Origin of the sequence: Pseudomonas yangonensis, from assembly GCF_009932725.1 — a bacterium.
GTDB classification, from domain to species: Bacteria; Pseudomonadota; Gammaproteobacteria; order Pseudomonadales; family Pseudomonadaceae; genus Aquipseudomonas; species Aquipseudomonas yangonensis.
Map to the genome: position 1 here is coordinate 67,528 of NZ_BLJU01000015.1, position 17,312 is coordinate 84,839.

The 17,312-nt window shown below is 65.2% G+C and carries 15 protein-coding genes; 8 read left to right on the forward strand and 7 right to left on the reverse strand.

Annotated features, from left to right (window positions below):
- Positions 1 to 18 precede the first annotated feature (18 nt).
- From bioC to bioB, 4 genes are all read right to left on the reverse strand, one after another.
- Positions 19 to 858 carry a malonyl-ACP O-methyltransferase BioC gene (bioC, locus tag GYB81_RS16230; RefSeq protein ID WP_233787601.1) on the reverse strand — a complete coding sequence of 280 codons (840 nt, stop codon included), beginning with the start codon at positions 856 to 858 and terminating at the stop codon, positions 19 to 21.
- The gene (locus tag GYB81_RS16235) at positions 851 to 1,573 is read right to left on the reverse strand and encodes an alpha/beta fold hydrolase (RefSeq protein WP_161866006.1); all 723 of its coding nucleotides are present in this window, start codon (positions 1,571 to 1,573) and stop codon (positions 851 to 853) included. The genes bioC and GYB81_RS16235 overlap by 8 nt, the downstream gene beginning before the upstream one ends.
- The gene (gene bioF, locus GYB81_RS16240) at positions 1,566 to 2,735 is read right to left on the reverse strand and encodes an 8-amino-7-oxononanoate synthase (RefSeq protein ID WP_161866007.1); all 1,170 of its coding nucleotides are present in this window, start codon (positions 2,733 to 2,735) and stop codon (positions 1,566 to 1,568) included. Before bioF ends, GYB81_RS16235 begins: the two co-directional genes overlap by 8 nt.
- An 88-nt stretch (positions 2,736 to 2,823) precedes the next feature.
- A complete protein-coding gene (gene bioB, locus GYB81_RS16245; RefSeq protein WP_161866008.1) occupies positions 2,824 to 3,882 on the reverse strand; it encodes a biotin synthase BioB in 1,059 nt (352 codons plus the stop codon).
- A gap of 196 nt (positions 3,883 to 4,078) precedes the next feature.
- Here bioB and GYB81_RS16250 point away from each other — a divergent pair, with 196 nt between their 5' ends.
- The 5 genes from GYB81_RS16250 to rarD all read left to right on the forward strand — a co-directional run bounded on the left by GYB81_RS16250 (position 4,079) and on the right by rarD (position 8,431).
- The gene (locus tag GYB81_RS16250; protein WP_161866009.1) at positions 4,079 to 4,372 is read left to right on the forward strand and encodes a hypothetical protein; all 294 of its coding nucleotides are present in this window, start codon (positions 4,079 to 4,081) and stop codon (positions 4,370 to 4,372) included.
- 43 nt (positions 4,373 to 4,415) lie between these two features.
- Complete coding sequence (locus GYB81_RS16255) at positions 4,416 to 5,156, forward strand: ComFC family protein (protein WP_161866010.1); 741 nt, start codon at positions 4,416 to 4,418, stop codon at positions 5,154 to 5,156.
- A gap of 59 nt (positions 5,157 to 5,215) precedes the next feature.
- Positions 5,216 to 5,980 carry a TOBE domain-containing protein gene (locus GYB81_RS16260; RefSeq protein ID WP_161866011.1) on the forward strand — a complete coding sequence of 255 codons (765 nt, stop codon included), beginning with the start codon at positions 5,216 to 5,218 and terminating at the stop codon, positions 5,978 to 5,980.
- 183 nt (positions 5,981 to 6,163) lie between these two features.
- On the forward strand, positions 6,164 to 7,138 hold the full coding sequence (locus tag GYB81_RS16265; protein ID WP_161866012.1) for a serine/threonine protein kinase: 975 nt from the start codon (positions 6,164 to 6,166) through the stop codon (positions 7,136 to 7,138).
- 399 nt (positions 7,139 to 7,537) lie between these two features.
- The gene (gene rarD / locus GYB81_RS16270; protein WP_161866013.1) at positions 7,538 to 8,431 is read left to right on the forward strand and encodes an EamA family transporter RarD; all 894 of its coding nucleotides are present in this window, start codon (positions 7,538 to 7,540) and stop codon (positions 8,429 to 8,431) included.
- Positions 8,432 to 8,682: 251 nt separating this feature from the next.
- Here the strand turns inward: rarD and GYB81_RS16275 are convergent, their stop codons facing one another.
- Together GYB81_RS16275 and GYB81_RS16280 are read right to left on the reverse strand one after the other, a co-directional pair.
- Positions 8,683 to 9,201, reverse strand: coding sequence for a glycine cleavage system transcriptional repressor (locus tag GYB81_RS16275; RefSeq protein WP_161866014.1), 519 nt, complete (start codon positions 9,199 to 9,201; stop codon positions 8,683 to 8,685).
- Positions 9,202 to 9,233: 32 nt separating this feature from the next.
- Positions 9,234 to 9,683, reverse strand: coding sequence for a GNAT family N-acetyltransferase (locus GYB81_RS16280; RefSeq protein WP_161866015.1), 450 nt, complete (start codon positions 9,681 to 9,683; stop codon positions 9,234 to 9,236).
- A 358-nt stretch (positions 9,684 to 10,041) separates the two neighbouring features.
- Here GYB81_RS16280 and GYB81_RS16285 point away from each other — a divergent pair, with 358 nt between their 5' ends.
- Entirely contained in the window at positions 10,042 to 12,219 is a 2,178-nt protein-coding gene (locus tag GYB81_RS16285; protein WP_161866016.1) for a malate synthase G, read from the forward strand.
- 121 nt (positions 12,220 to 12,340) lie between these two features.
- Here GYB81_RS16285 and GYB81_RS16290 read toward each other — a convergent pair whose 3' ends face one another.
- Positions 12,341 to 14,407: an LTA synthase family protein gene (locus tag GYB81_RS16290; RefSeq protein ID WP_161866017.1), complete on the reverse strand. Its 2,067-nt coding sequence runs from the start codon at positions 14,405 to 14,407 to the stop codon at positions 12,341 to 12,343.
- Between the two features lie 165 nt (positions 14,408 to 14,572).
- On the opposite strand from GYB81_RS16290, the gene GYB81_RS16295 reads away from it, so the two are divergent.
- Both GYB81_RS16295 and GYB81_RS16300 read left to right on the forward strand, forming a co-directional pair.
- Complete coding sequence (locus GYB81_RS16295) at positions 14,573 to 16,504, forward strand: putative nucleotidyltransferase substrate binding domain-containing protein (RefSeq protein ID WP_161866018.1); 1,932 nt, start codon at positions 14,573 to 14,575, stop codon at positions 16,502 to 16,504.
- Positions 16,501 to 17,202, forward strand: a complete 702-nt coding sequence (locus GYB81_RS16300; RefSeq protein WP_161866019.1) for a 3'-5' exonuclease — start codon at positions 16,501 to 16,503, stop codon at positions 17,200 to 17,202. Before GYB81_RS16295 ends, GYB81_RS16300 begins: the two co-directional genes overlap by 4 nt.
- Positions 17,203 to 17,312: the final 110 nt, after the last annotated feature.

Genomic DNA, 17,312 nt, shown 5'->3' on the forward strand with positions numbered 1-17,312 from the left:
GTCGCGCGAGGTTCGCGCCTACAAGGGCTTCTGCAGCACGCCGTACACGACCTGATAGGTCGCCGGCAATCCCTGAGGCTGACGAAAACGCTCGTAGGCCTCGATCAGCGCGCGAATGCGCGAACGCCCGGTCAAGCCACCCGGCCGCCCCGGATTGAGATTGTGCGCGCCGAGGTCCCTGAGCGAGCCGGTCAGGCTGCGCAGATCGGGGAAATGCAGCACCTCGGCCTGGCGTTGCAAGGTCAGCGACTGCAAACCACTGGCCGCGCACATCTGCTGGTAATCCTCGAAGCGCCGAAAGCGATTGACGTGGACGAAGCCATCGACCGCCAGCCAGCTGTCGCGCAGCTCCTGCAGAGTACCCAAGCAAAGGCTGGAAAAGGCCAGCACACCGCCCGGAAGCAATACGCGCTGCGCCTCCCTCAGCACCCGCGGGAAATCGCCGCACCATTGCAGCGCCAGACTGGAGAACAGCAGATCGACACTGGCGTCCTGCAGAGGCAGCGCCTCGGCATCGCCGGCAACGAAATACGCAGCGCCGCCCTGTGGCCTGGCATGACGCAGCATGCCTTCGGCGATATCCAAGGCCAGGCCTTCGCCCTGCGCATAACGCTCGGCTAGCGCGCGGGTGAAGTGACCCGTGCCGCAGCCCAGGTCCAGCCAGCGGCGAGGCTGCAGCTCCGCCGGCAAGCGCGCCAGCAACTGGGCGCCGACGCTGCGCTGCAATTCGGCGACGGCATCGTAGCTGGCCGCCGCACGGGAAAAGGACGCAGCCACCTGACGCTTGTCCGGCAGAGCGCAAGTGGCGCTGTGCGCGCCGGGTGACTCGCGCAGTGGGCGCGCGCAATGTTCAGACATCGCAGGCCTCGCGAACATAATCGAGCATCAAGGTCGCCAGCACATCCGCCTGCTCGAGCACGAAGGCATGGCCGCAGTCTTCCAGCACACCCACCTCGCCGCCAGGCAAAAGCGCCAGCAGGTCATCGGCAACGGCGGCGGGCACCAGGGCGTCCTGCTCGGCCAGCAGATGCAATTGCGGGCCGGCGAACCCGGCCAGCGCCGCACGGTTGTCCAGACTGGCCAGCAGGCGCAGCCCGGCCAGCAGAGCAGGCTCGTCGCCAACCCTGAGCTTGCCTTGCAGCTGGCGTGAAAGCCGTCGCGTATCGGTGCCCCCCTGCGCGCAGAGCATGGCGAAGCGCTTGAGGGTAGCGCCGGGGTCATCCTGGCAACCCTGATAGAAGGCGGCGTAGGTTGGCGCCGGCATCGCCGCCTGCCAGGTGTCGCCGACGACGAAACAGGCATTGCTGGCCAGGGTGATCAGCCCACGGCAACGCTCGCCGCGCCGTGCCGCCAGGGCCGTGGCGAGCATGCCGCCAAGCGACCAGCCGGCCAGCCAGCAATCTTGTGGCAGGCGCGTATCCAGTTCGTCGAGCCAGTCGGCGGCGACTGCACTGGCTAACCGCGGCAGGGCCGGCAGCTGCACGTCCAGGTCATATCCCAGCGCGTCCGCCAACGGTTGCAGTACAGCGCTATCCAGGCCCCAGCCCGGCAACAGAACAAGCGTCTCACGCATCGCTTTGCACCTGCGGCCAACATTCGGCGAGCGCTGCAAGCAGCAGATCGAGCTGCGCCTCGCTGTGCGCGGCGGACAGGGTCACGCGCAGCCGCGCGCTGCCCGCCGGTACGGTCGGCGGGCGGATGGCGCCAACCAGCAGGCCGCGATCCCTGAGCAACGCTGACAGTTTCAGCGCGCGGGCACTGTCGCCGACCAGGATCGGCTGAATCGGCGTCGGGCTGTCCATCAGACTCAGGCCGATCTCGGCGGCGCCCTGACGAAAACGCCCGATCAACCGCTGCAGATGCTCCCGACGCCAGTGCTCACTGCGCAGCAGCTCCAGGCTTTTCAGCGTGGCACAGGCCACCGCCGGCGGCTGGCTGGTGGTGTAGATGTAGGGGCGGGCGAACTGGATCAGGGTCTCGATCAGCTCCTCGCTGCCGGCAACGAAGGCACCGGCGGTACCGAAGGCCTTGCCCAGGGTGCCGACCAGCACCTGCACATCATCCTGGCCCAGGCCGAAGTGCTCGACGATACCACCGCCGGTGGCGCCCAGCGGGCCGAAGCCATGCGCATCGTCGACCATTACCCAGGCGTCCCGGGCGCGCGCTTCGGCGCACAGTGCAGGCAGATCGGCCAGGTCGCCGTCCATGCTGAAAACACCGTCAGTGACCACCAGGCAGTCGCCGCTGGCCTTGCGCAGACGACTAGCCAGGCTTGCCGCATCGTTGTGCAGGTAGCGCGAGAATCGCGCGCCCGAGAGCAGGCCGGCGTCGAGCAGCGAGGCATGATTGAGGCGATCTTCCAGCACGCTATCGCCCTGCCCCACCAGCGCGGTGACCACAGCCAGATTGGCCATGTAGCCGGTGGAGAACAGCAGCGCCCGGGGCCGGCCGGTGAATGCGGCCAGTGCCTCTTCCAGTTCGTGGTGCGGCGTGCTGTGGCCGATCACCAGATGCGAAGCGCCGCCGCCAACGCCCCACTTTTCCGCGCCCTGCTGCATCGCGCGAATGATCTCGGGATGATTGGCAAGGCCGAGGTAATCGTTGGAGCAGAAGGCCAACAGTTGCTCACCGTCCACCTCTATCTGCGGCCCCTGCGGGCTCTGCAGCAACGGGCGCTGACGAAACAGGTCGGCGGCCTGGCGCTCGGCCAGGCGCTTAGCAAGATCGAAACTCATGCACGTTTCCCGTAGGAGCGAGCGTCGCGAGCGAAAAGCCAGGACAGGGCGCCATTCGCGAGCAGAGCTCGCTCCTACATAAAAGAAATCAGGCCGAAGCGGCGTTGTAGAACAGCCTGGAGTCGCGCTGCTCGACCAGCGCCTGCTCGATGGCGGCCTGATGCACCTCGTCGGCGTGCTCTTCACGCTCTTCCGGCTTGATGCCCAGGCGCTTGAACAGGGCCATGTCCTTGTCCGCCTGCGGGTTGGCGGTGGTCAGCAGCTTCTCGCCGTAGAAGATCGAGTTTGCGCCAGCCATGAAGGCCAGGGCCTGCATCTGCTCGTTCATCTGCTCGCGGCCGGCGGACAGGCGTACATGGGATTTCGGCATCATGATGCGCGCCACGGCCAGGGTGCGGATGAAGTCGAAGGGGTCGACGTCCTTCTCCTCGGCCAATGGCGTGCCCTTGACCTTGACCAGCATGTTGATCGGCACGCTTTCCGGGTGCTCCGGCAGGTTGGCCAGCTGGATCAACAGCCCCGCGCGATCATCCACCGACTCGCCCATACCGAGGATGCCGCCGGAGCAGATCTTCATCCCCGCCTCGCGCACGTAGGCCAGGGTCTGCAGGCGCTCACCGTAGGTGCGGGTGGTGATGATGTTGCCGTAGAACTCCGGCGAGGTATCGAGGTTGTGGTTGTAGTAATCCAGCCCGGCTTCGGCCAATGCCTGGGTCTGCTCCTGGTCGAGGCGGCCGAGGGTCATGCAGGTTTCCAGACCGAGCTTCTTCACGCCTTTGACCATTTCCAGCACGTAGGGCATGTCCTTGGCCGACGGGTGCTTCCAGGCCGCGCCCATGCAGAAACGGGTGGAGCCGATGGCCTTGGCCTCGGCGGCAGCCTCCAGCACCTTCTGCACTTCCATCAGCTTTTCCTTGTCCAGGCCGGTGTTGTAGTGGCCGGACTGCGGGCAGTACTTGCAGTCTTCCGGGCAGGCGCCGGTCTTGATCGACAGCAGCGTCGAGACCTGCACGCGGTTGGGGTCGAAGTGCTGGCGGTGCACGCTCTGCGCCTGGAACAGCAGGTCGTTGAAAGGCTGCTCGAACAAGGCGCGAACCTCGGCGAGGCTCCAGTCGTGACGGGTGGTGGTTTCAGCGGTTGCGCTCATCAGAGAAGTCCTTCGACGCTTGGCGGCATCTGTTGTCGGGCCCCAGCAGGGCATTCAGGCTTTGGCCATCATAAGTGGCGATTGGATGCTGTCAACCACGATAAAGACACAGGTTTACATCTGATCATTTATCGATCAATAGAACTTATGTTATGGCACAAGGCCAAATGCTTACACCTCTCACAGGATGTTCTGCATGCAGGTTGAAGGTTTTTTTGAAGGACTCGGCGAAGCGCTGGGCCGCGCCATCCGTTTCATCGTCGACATGCTGTCCGGCGTGCTGGGCGCGATGGCCGATGCCATCGACGACTTTCTTCACGGGCTGGCCAGGGCCATCGGCATGGACGTGTCGATCTTCAGCATCATTTTGCTGATCATCGGTCTGCTGTTTCTCTTCAGCGGTGTGCGCTCGTTCCTGCGCGGCTCGATCATCGGCGGGGTGATCTGGCTGTTTCTCGGCCTGATCGTCATGGGCTGGCTGATCCGCTGACGCTGGCTACACTTCCGGCATCCCCGCTCACGGATGAGCCGCCATGCCACTGTTCGACCTCACCTCGCTGCGCCGCCTGCCCTGGCTCAGGCCACGTCGCCATTGCCAGCTTTGCGATGAAGCGACCGACCATCCCACGCACAACATCTGCACCGCCTGCGAAGCCGAGCTGCCCTGGCTCGGCCCACACTGTCAGGTCTGCGCAGTGCCGCTGGCGGCTCACGGGCTGATCTGCGGCGCCTGCCAGAACAAGCCGCCGAGCTTCGCCCGCGTGGAAGCGCCCTGGCGCTACGCCTTTCCGGTCGACAATCTGATCACCCGTTTCAAGCACCAGGCGCAGTGGCCCCATGGTCGTCTGCTCGCCGAACTGCTGGCCGAGCATCTCGGCCACGCCTACGACGAAGGCCTGCCACGGCCGCAAGCCCTGCTGCCGGTGCCGCTGGCAGGCAGGCGACAACGGCAGCGCGGCTTCAACCAGGCGCAGATGCTCGCCGACTGGCTGGGCGCCAGCCTGAAGCTGCCAGTACACAATGACTGGCTGCAGCGCCGTGTCGATACGCCCGCTCAGCAGGGTCTGGATGCCGCCACGCGCAAGCGCAACCTGCGCCAGGCATTCGGCCTCGGTCCTCATGCGCCGGTTGCCGGTGCTCATCTGGCGCTGGTCGATGACGTGCTCACCACAGGCGCAACCGCCGGTACGCTCGCCCATTTGCTGCACCGCGCTGGCGCCCTGCGCGTCGACGTCTACTGCCTGGCTCGCACGCCACGGCCGGGCGATGGCTGACTTGACGCACCTGGCACAGTCACGCACCGTGCGAACATCCTTTTTGCCAAGCCCGAACCATGTCGCAGCTCGATCCCCTCGCCCAACTGCTCAGCCGCCGACCGAAACGCCTGGCCCTGCTCGAACAGATCGCCGAACAAGGCTCCATCACCCGCGCCGCCAAGGCTGCCGGGCTGAGCTACAAGGCTGCCTGGGATGCCATCGACGAGCTGAACAACCTGTCCGAACAGCCTCTGGTCAGCCGCAGCGTCGGCGGCAAGGGCGGCGGCGGCGCACGCCTGACGCCCGCTGGCGAACGTTTGCTGGCACTGCAGCGACGCCTGCAGGCGTTGCAGATGCAATTGTTGCAGGCCGCCGGTGGCGATGCCGACCTGGAGCTGCTCGGCCGCCTGATGCTGCGCACCAGTGCGCGCAACCAGCTGACCGGCCGCGTACATGCGATCGATGCGCAGGGGCACAACGACCTGATCACTATCGAGCTGCCTGGTGGCAAGCACCTGCAGGCGCTGATCACCCATGACAGCACGGAAAACCTGCAGCTGGGCGCTGGCAGCAGCGTGGTTGCGCTGATCAAGGCCGGCTGGCTGGAGCTGCAACCACTGAGCCAGCCGGCAGACGTTGGGCTCAATGCACTGGAAGGCCGCATCGAGCAGATTCTGCCGGGCGGCGATGGCCCCAGCGAAGTGCGCGTGAGCCTGGCCAACGGCCAGACGCTGTGCGCCTCGGTCGAGCCGCAGCGACTGGCGGAGCTGGGTATCGCGGTCGGTGATCCGGTGCGCGCGCAGTTCGCTGCCAGCCAGGTGTTGCTGGGTACGCAGCTGTAGGACGGGCGACTCGACAGAACCCTGGCCCGGAGCAAACGCGGGGATTCTCGGTTGCCGCGGATTTCATCCGGGCTACAAGGCTGTAGCGCGCGCTCCGTCAGTAACGGTAGCGGCGGGTTGCACCCGCCCTACGGCTAGTCCATCCGCCAGGTACACTGTGCATCCACCTTTGCGGAGCCGCTCATGAGCCATCCTTTTTTCACCCTCACCCCGGATCTGGTGCTCGATGCCGTGGAGAGCCTTGGCTACCTCAGCGACGCCCGCGTATTGGCGCTCAACAGCTACGAGAACCGCGTCTATCAGGTCGGTATCGAGGACGAGACACCACTGATCGCCAAGTTCTATCGCCCGGACCGCTGGAGCGATGCGGCGATCCGCGAAGAGCACGCCTTCAGCCTCGAACTGTCCGAGCATGAGGTGCCGGTGGTGGCGCCGCTGGTACGCGATGGCGAAACGCTGTTCGAACACGGCGGCTTTCGCTTCGCCCTGTTCCCCCGCCGCGGCGGACGCGCGCCGGAGCCGGGCAATCTCGACCAGCTGTATCGCCTTGGCCAGTTGCTCGGGCGCATGCATGCCATCGGCGCCAGCCGCCCCTTCGAGCATCGCGAAAGCCTGACGGTGACCGGCTTCGGCCACGCCGCCCTGGCCTCGCTGCTCGACGGTGGCTTCGTACCGCGCAGCCTGTTGCCAGCCTACGAATCGGTGGCGCGCGATCTGCTCGCCCGACTCGACGAGCTGTTCGCCCGCATACGCTACACGCCGATCCGCCTGCACGGCGACTGCCACCCCGGCAACCTGCTGCACCGCGACGACGCCTTCCATATGGTCGACCTCGACGACTGCCGCATGGGCCCGGCCGTGCAGGACCTGTGGATGATGCTGGCCGGCGAGCGCCACGAACGCCTCGGCCAGCTCGCCGAGCTGGTCGACGGCTATCAGGAGTTCCACGACTTTGCCGCCCGCGAACTGCCGCTGATCGAGGGCCTGCGCGCCCTGCGCCTGATGCATCACAGCGCCTGGATCGCTCGGCGCTGGGACGACCCGGCCTTCCCCCTGGCCTTTCCCTGGTTCGCCGGCGAACGCTACTGGGGCGACCAGATTCTCGCCCTGCGCGAACAGTTGGCGGCGCTGGACGAAGAGCCGCTGCGGCTGTTCTGAGAAGTAGCCCGGATACAATCCGGAAGCGCAATCCCGGATTGCAGCCGGGCTACAGGATCATCGCGGCTATCGAGAGCAGAAGCCTTCGCGGCTGAAGCCGCTCCTACCGGGCAGGTGGACATCTGTAGGAACGGCTGGGCGGCATTCCGCTTCAGCCGCGATGCTTTTTGTCCGATGCCAAGGGCCTGGGGCGGCATTTGGACTACCCAGCGAGCCCCCGCATACCGATACAGTTGTGCGCGCCGCGTAAAGTTTGCCTTACGACTTGCCAGCGCTTCGGTATACAGAAAAGGCTCAACGAACAGACAAGCCTGGGGCCTGAAAGCTAAAATTTCGCGGCTAACCGTTAGCAGGCTGTCGAAACAAACAGCCGATCTGCAGCCCAACCAAGGATCGCCAATGGCCGCCGCCAACCCGCAACGCGGGTACATTCTGGGCCTTACCGCCTACGTCATCTGGGGCCTGTTCCCCATCTACTTCAAAGCCATACAGCACATTCCGTCGCTGGAGATCATTGTCCACCGTGCGGTCTGGTCGGCATTGTTCGGCGCGATCCTGCTGATGCTGTGGAAGCATCCTGGCTGGTGGCGCGAGTTGCGCGAGCACCCCAAACGCCTGGCGGTGCTGGCCGGCTGCGGTCTGCTGATCGCCAGCAACTGGCTGGTGTACGTATGGGCGGTGAACAACGAACGCATGCTGGAAGCCAGCCTGGGTTACTACATCAACCCGCTGGTCAACGTATTGCTCGGTCTGTTGATTCTCGGTGAACGACTGCGCCGCCTGCAGTGGGTCGCCGTGGGGCTGGCGGCCATCGGCGTGGCGCAACAGGTCTGGCAGGTGGGCAGCCTGCCCTGGGTCTCGCTGGTGCTGGCACTGACCTTTGGTTTCTATGGGCTGATCCGCAAGAAGGCGCCCGTCGCTGCACTGCCCGGCCTGGTGGTGGAAACCTGGCTGCTGTTGCCGGTGGCGCTGACCTGGCTGGCCCTGCACCCGGCAGCGATGAGCAGCCAACCCGAGTTCTGGAGCAGCTCGCAATGGCTCTGGCTGGCCGCAGCCGGGCCCATCACGCTGGTGCCACTGGTGTGCTTCAACGCCGCCGCGCGCCACCTGCCCTACACCACGCTCGGTTTCCTGCAGTACATCGCGCCCACCCTGGTGATGCTGCAGGCGATCTTCCTGTTCGGCGAACATTTCGATCCAGCCAAGCTGGTGGCCTTCGCCTTCATCTGGGCAGGTCTGGCGGTTTACAGCCTGGATATCTGGCTGAGCCTGCGCAAACGCCCGACCGAATGAACGACCGGTGCGCCGCGCGTACCGGCTTCACCAGAGCATTGAACAAAAAATGCGCACAGACTGCGAAGTCTCGCCAGCATTGGGACGGCGACCTTCGCCCCCGGCTTATCCACAGAACCATCCCCGGCATTTGTGCACAAGCCCTTGATCCTGCTTAATTTTTGACCACTCAGTGAAAAGCCCCGGCGCACTAGGCAGTGCGCCGGGGCTCCCCAGTTTACCCACAGGCTGATCCACGCAATGCGTGGATATCACTCCTCGGTGCGCAGATTCAGCTCCACCATCAAATCGTCGGCCAGGGTCTCCAGGCGCGCCTGCAGTTGCTCCAGGGCCAGCGTTTCCGGCACGGCGAGCAGCGCCTCGGCGGTGAACAACAGCTCGCCGCTCATCGGTGCTGGTGCCACCTCGGTGAGCAAGCTCTCTAGGTTGACGCCCTGCTCGGCCAATACGCGGGTGATGTCGCGCACGATACCGGGACGGTCGTTACCCACCAGCTCCAGGCGAATCGCGGCGAAACGCCCGCCTGGTTCACTACCGCTGGCCGCCAGCTGCACACGGATGCCCTGCGCACTCAACCCCTCGAGTTCCTTGATCAGGCCGCCATGAGCCTCGGCCGGTACATCCACCCGCACGATCCCGGCGAACTGCCCGGCCATGCGCGCCATCCGGCTCTCCAGCCAGTTGCCGCCATGATTGGCCACGCAGCCGGCCAGACGCTCGACCAGGCCGGGTTGGTCCTCGGCAATCACCGTCAGTACCAGATGATCCATGTACTACCTCACTCGTTCATAGGATGGGAAAGTCAGTCGCGCAGCGACAACCAGTAGGTGAAGAACTGTTCGTCGCGCACATAACCGAGCCGCTCATAAAGACGCTGACCGGCCAGGTTGGTCTTCGCCGTCTCCAGTTGCAGACCGCAGGCCCCGGTTGCCTCGGCATGGGCGCGGGCAGCATTCATCAGCGCCTCGCCAACGCCGCAGCGGCGCGCGCTTTCGTCGACATACAGATCGCTGAGCAGCCAGGCCGGTTCCAGCGCCAGCGAGGACAGAAAGGGATACAGCTGCACGAACCCCTGCGCGGCGCCCTGTCCGTCGCGGGCGATGAACAAACGCGAATCTCCGCGCTCCAGCCGCGAGCCAAGGAAGGCGGCGATGTCCGCATCAGCCCGTGGCACCTGATAGAAACGCAGGTAGCCAGCAAAGAGCCGGATGAGATCGACAAGATCGGCAGCAGAAGCGGCGGAAACCGTCATGACAGGCTCCAGAAGGCGTGTCGGGCAGTATAGGCGAGGGACGCGTAGGCCATATTGATGCCGTTGTCAGTAGCGGGATCAATTAATCGTGTACGTTTTTAATTATTTTATGGAACAATAGCGCCGCTTTTTGCACACACAGCGTATTCAGCATGACCCGAATTAGTCTTTTGGTCGCAGTCTGACGCGCAACCACTGCATTTCCCCGGAATCTTGATGTAGTATGCCGCGCCACGGACTACAAGACGGCCAGCCCGTCTCCGACGAGCCTCTCTGAAAGCGCAGGCGCTGATCCGCAGGTCGTTTTCAGAGGTGCCCGAAGCGGCGATTGAGTAAAGCTCAGAGAGTGAGGCAAGTGATGACTGAACGCGTTCAAGTCGGTGGCCTGCAGGTCGCCAAAGCCCTGTACGACTTCGTGAACAACGAAGCCATTCCCGGTACCGGCATCGCTGCCGACAAGTTCTGGGCCGGTGCCGCCGCGGTCATCAAGGACCTGGCACCGAAGAACCGCGCCCTGCTGGCCAAGCGCGACGAGCTGCAGGCGCAGATCGATGCCTGGCACCAGGCGCGCAAGGGCCAGGCTCACGACGCGGCCGCCTACAAGGCCTTCCTCCAGGAAATCGGCTACCTGCTGCCGGAGCCGGAAAACTTCCAGGCCACCACCGCCAACGTCGACGAAGAGATCGCCCGCCTGGCCGGCCCGCAGCTGGTGGTGCCGGTGATGAACGCGCGCTTCGCCCTGAACGCCTCCAACGCCCGCTGGGGCTCGCTGTACGACGCGCTGTACGGCACCGACGTGATCAGCGAAGAAGGCGGCGCCGAGAAAGGCAAGGGCTACAACAAGGTACGTGGCGACAAGGTCATCGCCTTCGCCCGCGCTTTCCTCGACGAAGCCGCGCCGCTGACTGCCGGCTCGCACGTCGACTCCACCGGCTATGCCATAGTCGACGGCAAGCTGGTCGTTGCCCTCAAGGGTGGCAGCAACAGCGGCCTGCGTGACGACGCGCAACTGGTCGGCTTCCAGGGCGAGGCCAGCGCGCCGATCGCCGTGCTGCTCAAGCACAACGGCCTGCACTTCGAAATCCAGATCGACGCCTCCAGCCCCATCGGCAGCACCGACGCCGCCGGCGTGAAAGACGTGCTGATGGAAGCGGCGCTGACCACCATCATGGACTGCGAAGATTCCGTCGCCGCCGTCGATGCCGACGACAAGGTGGTGGTCTACCGCAACTGGCTGGGCCTGATGAAGGGCGACCTGGCCGAGGAAGTGTCCAAGGGCGGCAGCACCTTCACCCGCACCATGAACCCGGACCGCGTCTACACCAAGCCGGACGGCTCGGAGCTGACCCTGCATGGCCGCTCGCTGCTGTTCGTGCGCAACGTCGGCCACCTGATGACCAACCCGGCCATCCTCGACGCCGAAGGCAACGAGATCCCGGAAGGCATTCAGGACGCGCTGTTCACCAGCCTGATCGCGGTGCACAACCTGATCGGCAACACCACCCGCAAGAACACCCGTACCGGTAGCGTGTACATCGTCAAGCCGAAGATGCACGGCCCGGAGGAAGTCGCCTTCACCAGCGAAATTTTCGCCCGCGTCGAGGATGTGCTGGGCCTGGCCCGCAACACCCTGAAAGTCGGCATCATGGACGAAGAGCGCCGCACCACCGTCAACCTCAAGGCGTGCATCAAGGCTGCCAGCGAGCGCGTGGTGTTCATCAACACCGGTTTCCTCGACCGCACCGGTGACGAAATCCACACCTCCATGGAAGCCGGCGCCGTGGTGCGCAAGGCCGCGATGAAGAGCGAGACCTGGATCGGTGCCTACGAGAACAACAACGTCGACGTTGGCCTGGCCACCGGCCTGCAGGGCCGCGCGCAGATCGGCAAGGGTATGTGGGCCATGCCGGACCTGATGGCGGCGATGGTCGAGCAGAAGATCGCCCACCCGCTGTCCGGCGCCAACACCGCCTGGGTCCCCTCGCCGACCGCCGCCACCCTGCACGCCCTGCACTACCACAAGGTCGACGTGTTCGCCCGTCAGGCCGAACTGGCCAAGCGCACCCCGGCTTCGGTGGACGACATCCTGACCATCCCGCTGGCCAAGGACACCAGCTGGAGCGAGGAGGAAATCCGCAACGAGCTGGACAACAACGCGCAAGGCATCCTCGGTTACGTGGTGCGCTGGATCGACCAGGGCGTTGGCTGCTCCAAGGTGCCGGACATCAACGACGTCGGCCTGATGGAAGACCGCGCCACCCTGCGCATCTCCAGCCAGCTGCTGGCCAACTGGCTGCGCCACGGCATCGTTACCGAAGCGCAGGTGGTCGAAAGCCTCAAGCGCATGGCGCCGGTGGTGGATCGCCAGAACGCGGCTGACCCGCTGTATCGCCCGATGGCCCCGGACTTCGACAACAACGTCGCCTTCCAGGCCGCGCTGGAGCTGGTGGTCGAAGGCACCAAGCAGCCCAACGGCTACACCGAGCCGGTGCTGCACCGCCGCCGTCGCGAATTCAAGGCCAGGAACGGTCTGTGATGCGGACGCTGCGCGAATGAATAAACCGCCCTCCGGGGCGGTTTTTTATTGGGCAGTCGCGGCTGAAGCCCCTCTCACGGGCGCTGGATGTTGTGAGAGGGGCTTTAGCCGCGACAGGCAGTCAGGGCTTGGTCTGCGCTGTTTTGTCCGCCGTCACCCCGGTGGTATTGCCCAGCAGACTGGCTGTCGCCGTCTGCACGAAGGCCGACAGCTTGCGTTCCAGATCGCTGCGCCGCTGCGCGTCGTCGATCACCTCGGCACGGGCTTCGTGGCCCAGCTGGTAGCGATAAAGGCGCGCATCACGGTCACGCGGCTTGACCAGAATGTTGTCGCCGGTCACCAGGCCCACGGTCTGATCACTGCCCGACGGTTTGATCACCGCCACGCCGGCGTCGCCCTCGGGTAGCGCCAGCAGGTCGCGGCCCCAGCATTGCTGCTGCACCGGCTGACCGAGGCGGCCCATGATGGTCGGCACCACGTCGATCTGGCTGCCGACGGTGTCGCGGCTGCTGCCGAAGGTTTCCTGCACGCCGGGGCCGATCAGCAGCAGCGGAATGCTGAAGCGTGACAGGTCCATTTCCGTGATCTGCTCGTCGTTGCCGAAGCCGTGGTCACCCAGCAGCACGAACAGGGTGTCCTTGAAATAGGGCTGCTGGCGCGCCTTGGCGAAGAACTGGCCGAGCGCCCAGTCGGCATAGCGCATGGCCGTCAGGTGCTGGTCCAGCGAGCCATGGCCGGTGACGCGCTCGACCGGCAGGTCTTCCGGCAAAGCGTAAGGCGTATGGTTGGACAACGTCTGCAGCAGCGCATAGAAGGGTTTGCCCTGGCTGGCTAGCTTGGCCAGCTCATCGGCGCCACGGCTGAACATGTCCTGATCGGACACGCCCCAGGTCGGGTCGATGAACACCGGATCGACGAAATCGTCACGACCGACGAAATTGCGCATGCCCTGGTTGGCGAAGAACCCGGACTGGTTATCCCAGGCGAAGCTGCCGTTGTACACATAGACGTCGTCGTAGCCACGAGCGCTGAGCAGCTGCGGCAGGCCGGAAAACTGGTGGCTGCCTTCCGGCATGCGCATCAGGTATTCGAAGGCCGGCAGGTTGGGGAAGCAGGCCATGGTGGCGAACATGCCCTGGTGGGTATGGGTGCCGTTGGAGAACACGCGCTGGAACAGCAGGCCCTCCTTGGCCAGGGCATCGAAGTACGGCGTGATGCCGTCCTGATTGCCCATGGCGCCGATGTAACGCCCGGCCATGCTCTCCATGAGGATCACCACCACGTTGCGCACCTGCGGCAACTGCCCCTCGGCCGGCGGCGTGTAAAGGCGGCGCACAGCGGCCTGGTCGGCGTCGATCAGCTTGTCGCGCGGGGTCAACAGCAGGTCGCGAGTGATCTGCTGCGCCTCCTCGGCCGGCAGCGTGGCCTTCCAGCTGTTGTCGCGGTGGTCGGAGAAGAAGTTGTCGGCCGCATCGACCAGGGTCAGGGTGCCATTGAGGCCCAGGTGGTTGGCGAACATCGAATCGGTGGTGTAGGCGTCGCCCCAGCGCAGCGGCGGGCCGGAGCGCAGGGTGCCGCGAGCGGCGACCACGCAGATCAGCAGCAACAGCACGAAAACGACAGTGCGCACCGGCCAGCGCGGCGGCGCAGCGTGGCCACGGGCGCGGGTGGCGCGCTCGATACGGCGGAACAGCCAGGCCAGCAGCAGCGTAGCCAGGGCCCAGGCCAGCAGCAGGCGTAGCACCGGGAAGCCGTTCCAGATCATGCTGGCCACGGTGCCGATATCTTCCTGCATGTACTGGAACACCAGGCTGTTCAGGCGCTGGTGGAATTCGCGATAGAAATTCAGTTCGACCACGGCGAAGAACAGGCACAGGCTGGTAGCGAAGGTCAGCCAGGCGACGTGCAGACCTCGCGCGCGCATCGCCGTGACGCTGAGCAGCGACAGGCTGAGCGGAATGCACAGGTAGACAATCAGGCGCAGGTCGAAACGCGCGCCGTTGACGAAGGATTCGACGAAGGTGCCGGCCGGCGTATCGGCGATCAACGCCTGGTTGTAGGCCAGCAGCCCCAGGCGGGCCAGGGCGAACAGCAGCAGCATGCACAGCGCGCTGCCGAGGATGAAAGCCAGGTGACTGGCAACACTGACCTGCGCCGCCTCACGGGCAGCTGGTACGGATGACTGCATGGATAGGCCTTGCTCTTTACGGAATACATGGGCGGGTGCAGTCTGCCTGGGGACACGTCAAAATTTCGTCAAGAACCGCGCCCCGGCACCCTACTTAGGTGCAATGGGCAACAGCGTGGCCGAGAGCCACACTGGCACCATCCCGAAACTGCGAGGCGCACGCCCATGAGCAAGGCCGACGCGATGGCCGATGCGGGCAAAACTGCGGTGCTGCAGAACATCCACGGCACCATGGAGTTCCTGCACAAGTTCCCGCCTTTCAACCAGATGGACACCGCTCACCTGGCGTTTCTGGTCGAGCACTGCCAGCTGCGTTTCTATGCCGAGGGCGACTCGATCATCAAGCCCAGCGATGGCCCGGTCGAACACTTCTACATCGTCAAGCAGGGGCGCGTGCACGGTGAGCGCCCACACAGCGCGAGGCGCGGCACAGAGACCACCTTCGAGATCACCGCTGGCGAATGCTTCCCTCTGGCCGCGCTGATCGGCGAGCGTGCCACGCGCACCGAACACCTGGCAGCCGAAGACACCTTCTGCCTGCTGCTGGCCAAGCACGCCTTCGTCAAGCTGTTCGCCGTTTCCAACCCGCTGCGCGACTTCGCCCTGCGCGGGGTCAGCAGCCTGCTCGATCAGGTCAACCAGCAGGTGCAGCTGCGCGCAGTGGAAACCCTCGGCGCGCAGTATTCGCTGGACACCCGCCTGGGCGAACTGGCCATGCGCCAACCCATCGGCTGCGCGCCAGACACGCCGCTGCGCGATGCCGTACGACTGATGCATGAACAGCACGTGGGCAGCATCGTGGTGCTCGACCCGGCCGACAGACCGCTGGGCATCTTCACCCTGCGCGACCTGCGCCGCGTTGTCGCCGACGGTGTCGACCTGGCCCAGCCGATCGACAAGCTGATGACGCCCAACCCCTTCCATCTGGCGCCGGATGCCAGCGCCTTCGATGCCGCCATCGCCATGACCGAGCGGCATATCGCCCACGTCTGCCTGGTGGAGCACGAGAAACTCTGCGGGGTGATTTCCGAGCGCGATCTGTTCAGCCTGCAGCGCGTCGATCTGGTGCACCTGGCGCGCACCATCCGCCACGCCGGCAAGGTCGAGACGCTGGCCGGGCTGCGCAGCGACATCCGCCTGCTGGTCGATCGCATGCTCGCCCACGGCGCCAGCTCGACGCAGATCACCCATATCGTCACCCTGCTCAACGACCACACCGTATGCCGGGTGATCGAGCTGACCCTCGAGGACATGGGCGATCCCGGCATCCCCTTCACCTGGCTGTGCTTCGGCAGCGAAGGCCGCCGCGAACAGACCCTGCACACCGACCAGGACAACGGCATCCTCTTCGAGGCCAGCGATGCCGCCGAGGCCGCGGCCATTCGCGAGCGCCTGCTACCCATCGCGCGCGAGATCAACCAGCGCCTGGCACAGTGCGGTTTCACCCTGTGCAAGGGCAACATCATGGCCAGCAATCCCGAGCTGTGCCTGTCGCGCCAGGAATGGTCACGGCGCTTCGCCGGCTTCGTCCTCGAAGCCACGCCGGAGAACCTGCTGCGCTCGTCGATCTACTTCGACCTGCGCACCATCTGGGGCCCAGACGAAGGCTGCGAGCAGCTACGCAGCGAGCTGCTCGGCCGCGTCGCCAGCAACAGCCTGTTCCAGAAGATGCTGGCCGAGAACGCCCTGCGCCAGCGACCACCGGTCGGGCGCTTCCGTGATTTCGTGGTGGCACGTTCCGGCGCCGACAAGGACACCCTCGACCTCAAGGTGCAGGGCCTGACGCCTTTCGTCGACGGGGCGCGCCTGCTCGCGCTGGCCGATGGCATCGGCGCGGTCGGCACCCTGGAGCGCTTGCGTGCGCTGATCGCCAAGGGCGTGATCGATGCGCTGGACGGCGCCGCCTATGAAGAGGCCTACCACTTCATTCAGCAGACGCGCATGCAGCAGCACCAGTTGCAGGCACGCGACGAGCTGCCCTACTCCAATCGGGTCGACCCCGACCACCTCAACCACCTGGACCGGCGTATTCTGCGCGAGTCGTTCCGCCAGGCGCAGCGCCTGCAGAGCAGCCTGGCCATGAGGTATCAGCTATGAGCAAGTTCACCTGGTTCACCGGCCGCGGTCCGGCCCTGACCCAGCAGCAGTTGCAGCGCCGCAACGAGCTGAGCGCGCCGGCGCCCTTCGACGAGCGCCCTCTGCATCAGCAGCGTTTCGTCGTGCTCGATCTGGAAACCACCGGTTTGAACATGCGCCGTGATCAGGTGCTGGCCATCGGCGCGGTGGTGATCGACCACGGCGCCATCGACTTCGCCGAACAGTTCGAATGCACGCTGCACCAGCCCGATCATCAGGCCAGCGCCAGCACCCTGATTCACGGCATCGCCCCCAGTGAAGTGGCCCGCGGCGTCGATCCCGCCGAGGCGCTGCTGGACTTCATGGAATTCGTCGGCAGCAGCCCGCTGCTGGCCTTCCACGCGGGCTTCGACCAGCGCATGCTGGCCCGCTCGCTCAAGCAGCACCTGGGCTATCGCCTGCAGCACAATTTCTTCGACGTCGCCGAAATCGCGCCGCTGCTGTGCCCGCAGTCACGCATCCGTCAGGGTGGGCTGGACGAGTGGGTCGCCGAATTCGGTCTGCAGGTGCACCAACGTCACAACGCCAGCGCCGACGCACTGGTCACCGCCGAACTGGCGCTGATGCTGTTCAGCAAGGCGCGCCGCCAAGGCATCGACAGTCTTTGCGAGCTGGAGCGTCAGCTGGCCAGCCGGCGCCGGCGCCAGCACGCGATGTAGCAGCCCACCGCGCATCGCCTGCAAGCGGCTCCTACAGATGCGCAGCGGCGCGGCAGACATCGCGGCTAAAGCCGCTCCTATGGGTTAGTGGTCGCGGCAGGCTGTGCATC

Coding starts and splice junctions, on each gene's coding strand:
- bioC (WP_233787601.1), bottom strand. CDS start 858: ATGTCTGAACATTGCGCGCGCCCACTGCGCGAGTCACCCGGCGCGCAC.
- GYB81_RS16235 (WP_161866006.1), bottom strand. CDS start 1,573: ATGCGTGAGACGCTTGTTCTGTTGCCGGGCTGGGGCCTGGATAGCGCT.
- bioF (WP_161866007.1), bottom strand. CDS start 2,735: ATGAGTTTCGATCTTGCTAAGCGCCTGGCCGAGCGCCAGGCCGCCGAC.
- bioB (WP_161866008.1), bottom strand. CDS start 3,882: ATGAGCGCAACCGCTGAAACCACCACCCGTCACGACTGGAGCCTCGCC.
- GYB81_RS16250 (WP_161866009.1), top strand. CDS start 4,079: ATGCAGGTTGAAGGTTTTTTTGAAGGACTCGGCGAAGCGCTGGGCCGC.
- GYB81_RS16255 (WP_161866010.1), top strand. CDS start 4,416: ATGCCACTGTTCGACCTCACCTCGCTGCGCCGCCTGCCCTGGCTCAGG.
- GYB81_RS16260 (WP_161866011.1), top strand. CDS start 5,216: ATGTCGCAGCTCGATCCCCTCGCCCAACTGCTCAGCCGCCGACCGAAA.
- GYB81_RS16265 (WP_161866012.1), top strand. CDS start 6,164: ATGAGCCATCCTTTTTTCACCCTCACCCCGGATCTGGTGCTCGATGCC.
- rarD (WP_161866013.1), top strand. CDS start 7,538: ATGGCCGCCGCCAACCCGCAACGCGGGTACATTCTGGGCCTTACCGCC.
- GYB81_RS16275 (WP_161866014.1), bottom strand. CDS start 9,201: ATGGATCATCTGGTACTGACGGTGATTGCCGAGGACCAACCCGGCCTG.
- GYB81_RS16280 (WP_161866015.1), bottom strand. CDS start 9,683: ATGACGGTTTCCGCCGCTTCTGCTGCCGATCTTGTCGATCTCATCCGG.
- GYB81_RS16285 (WP_161866016.1), top strand. CDS start 10,042: ATGACTGAACGCGTTCAAGTCGGTGGCCTGCAGGTCGCCAAAGCCCTG.
- GYB81_RS16290 (WP_161866017.1), bottom strand. CDS start 14,407: ATGCAGTCATCCGTACCAGCTGCCCGTGAGGCGGCGCAGGTCAGTGTT.
- GYB81_RS16295 (WP_161866018.1), top strand. CDS start 14,573: ATGAGCAAGGCCGACGCGATGGCCGATGCGGGCAAAACTGCGGTGCTG.
- GYB81_RS16300 (WP_161866019.1), top strand. CDS start 16,501: ATGAGCAAGTTCACCTGGTTCACCGGCCGCGGTCCGGCCCTGACCCAG.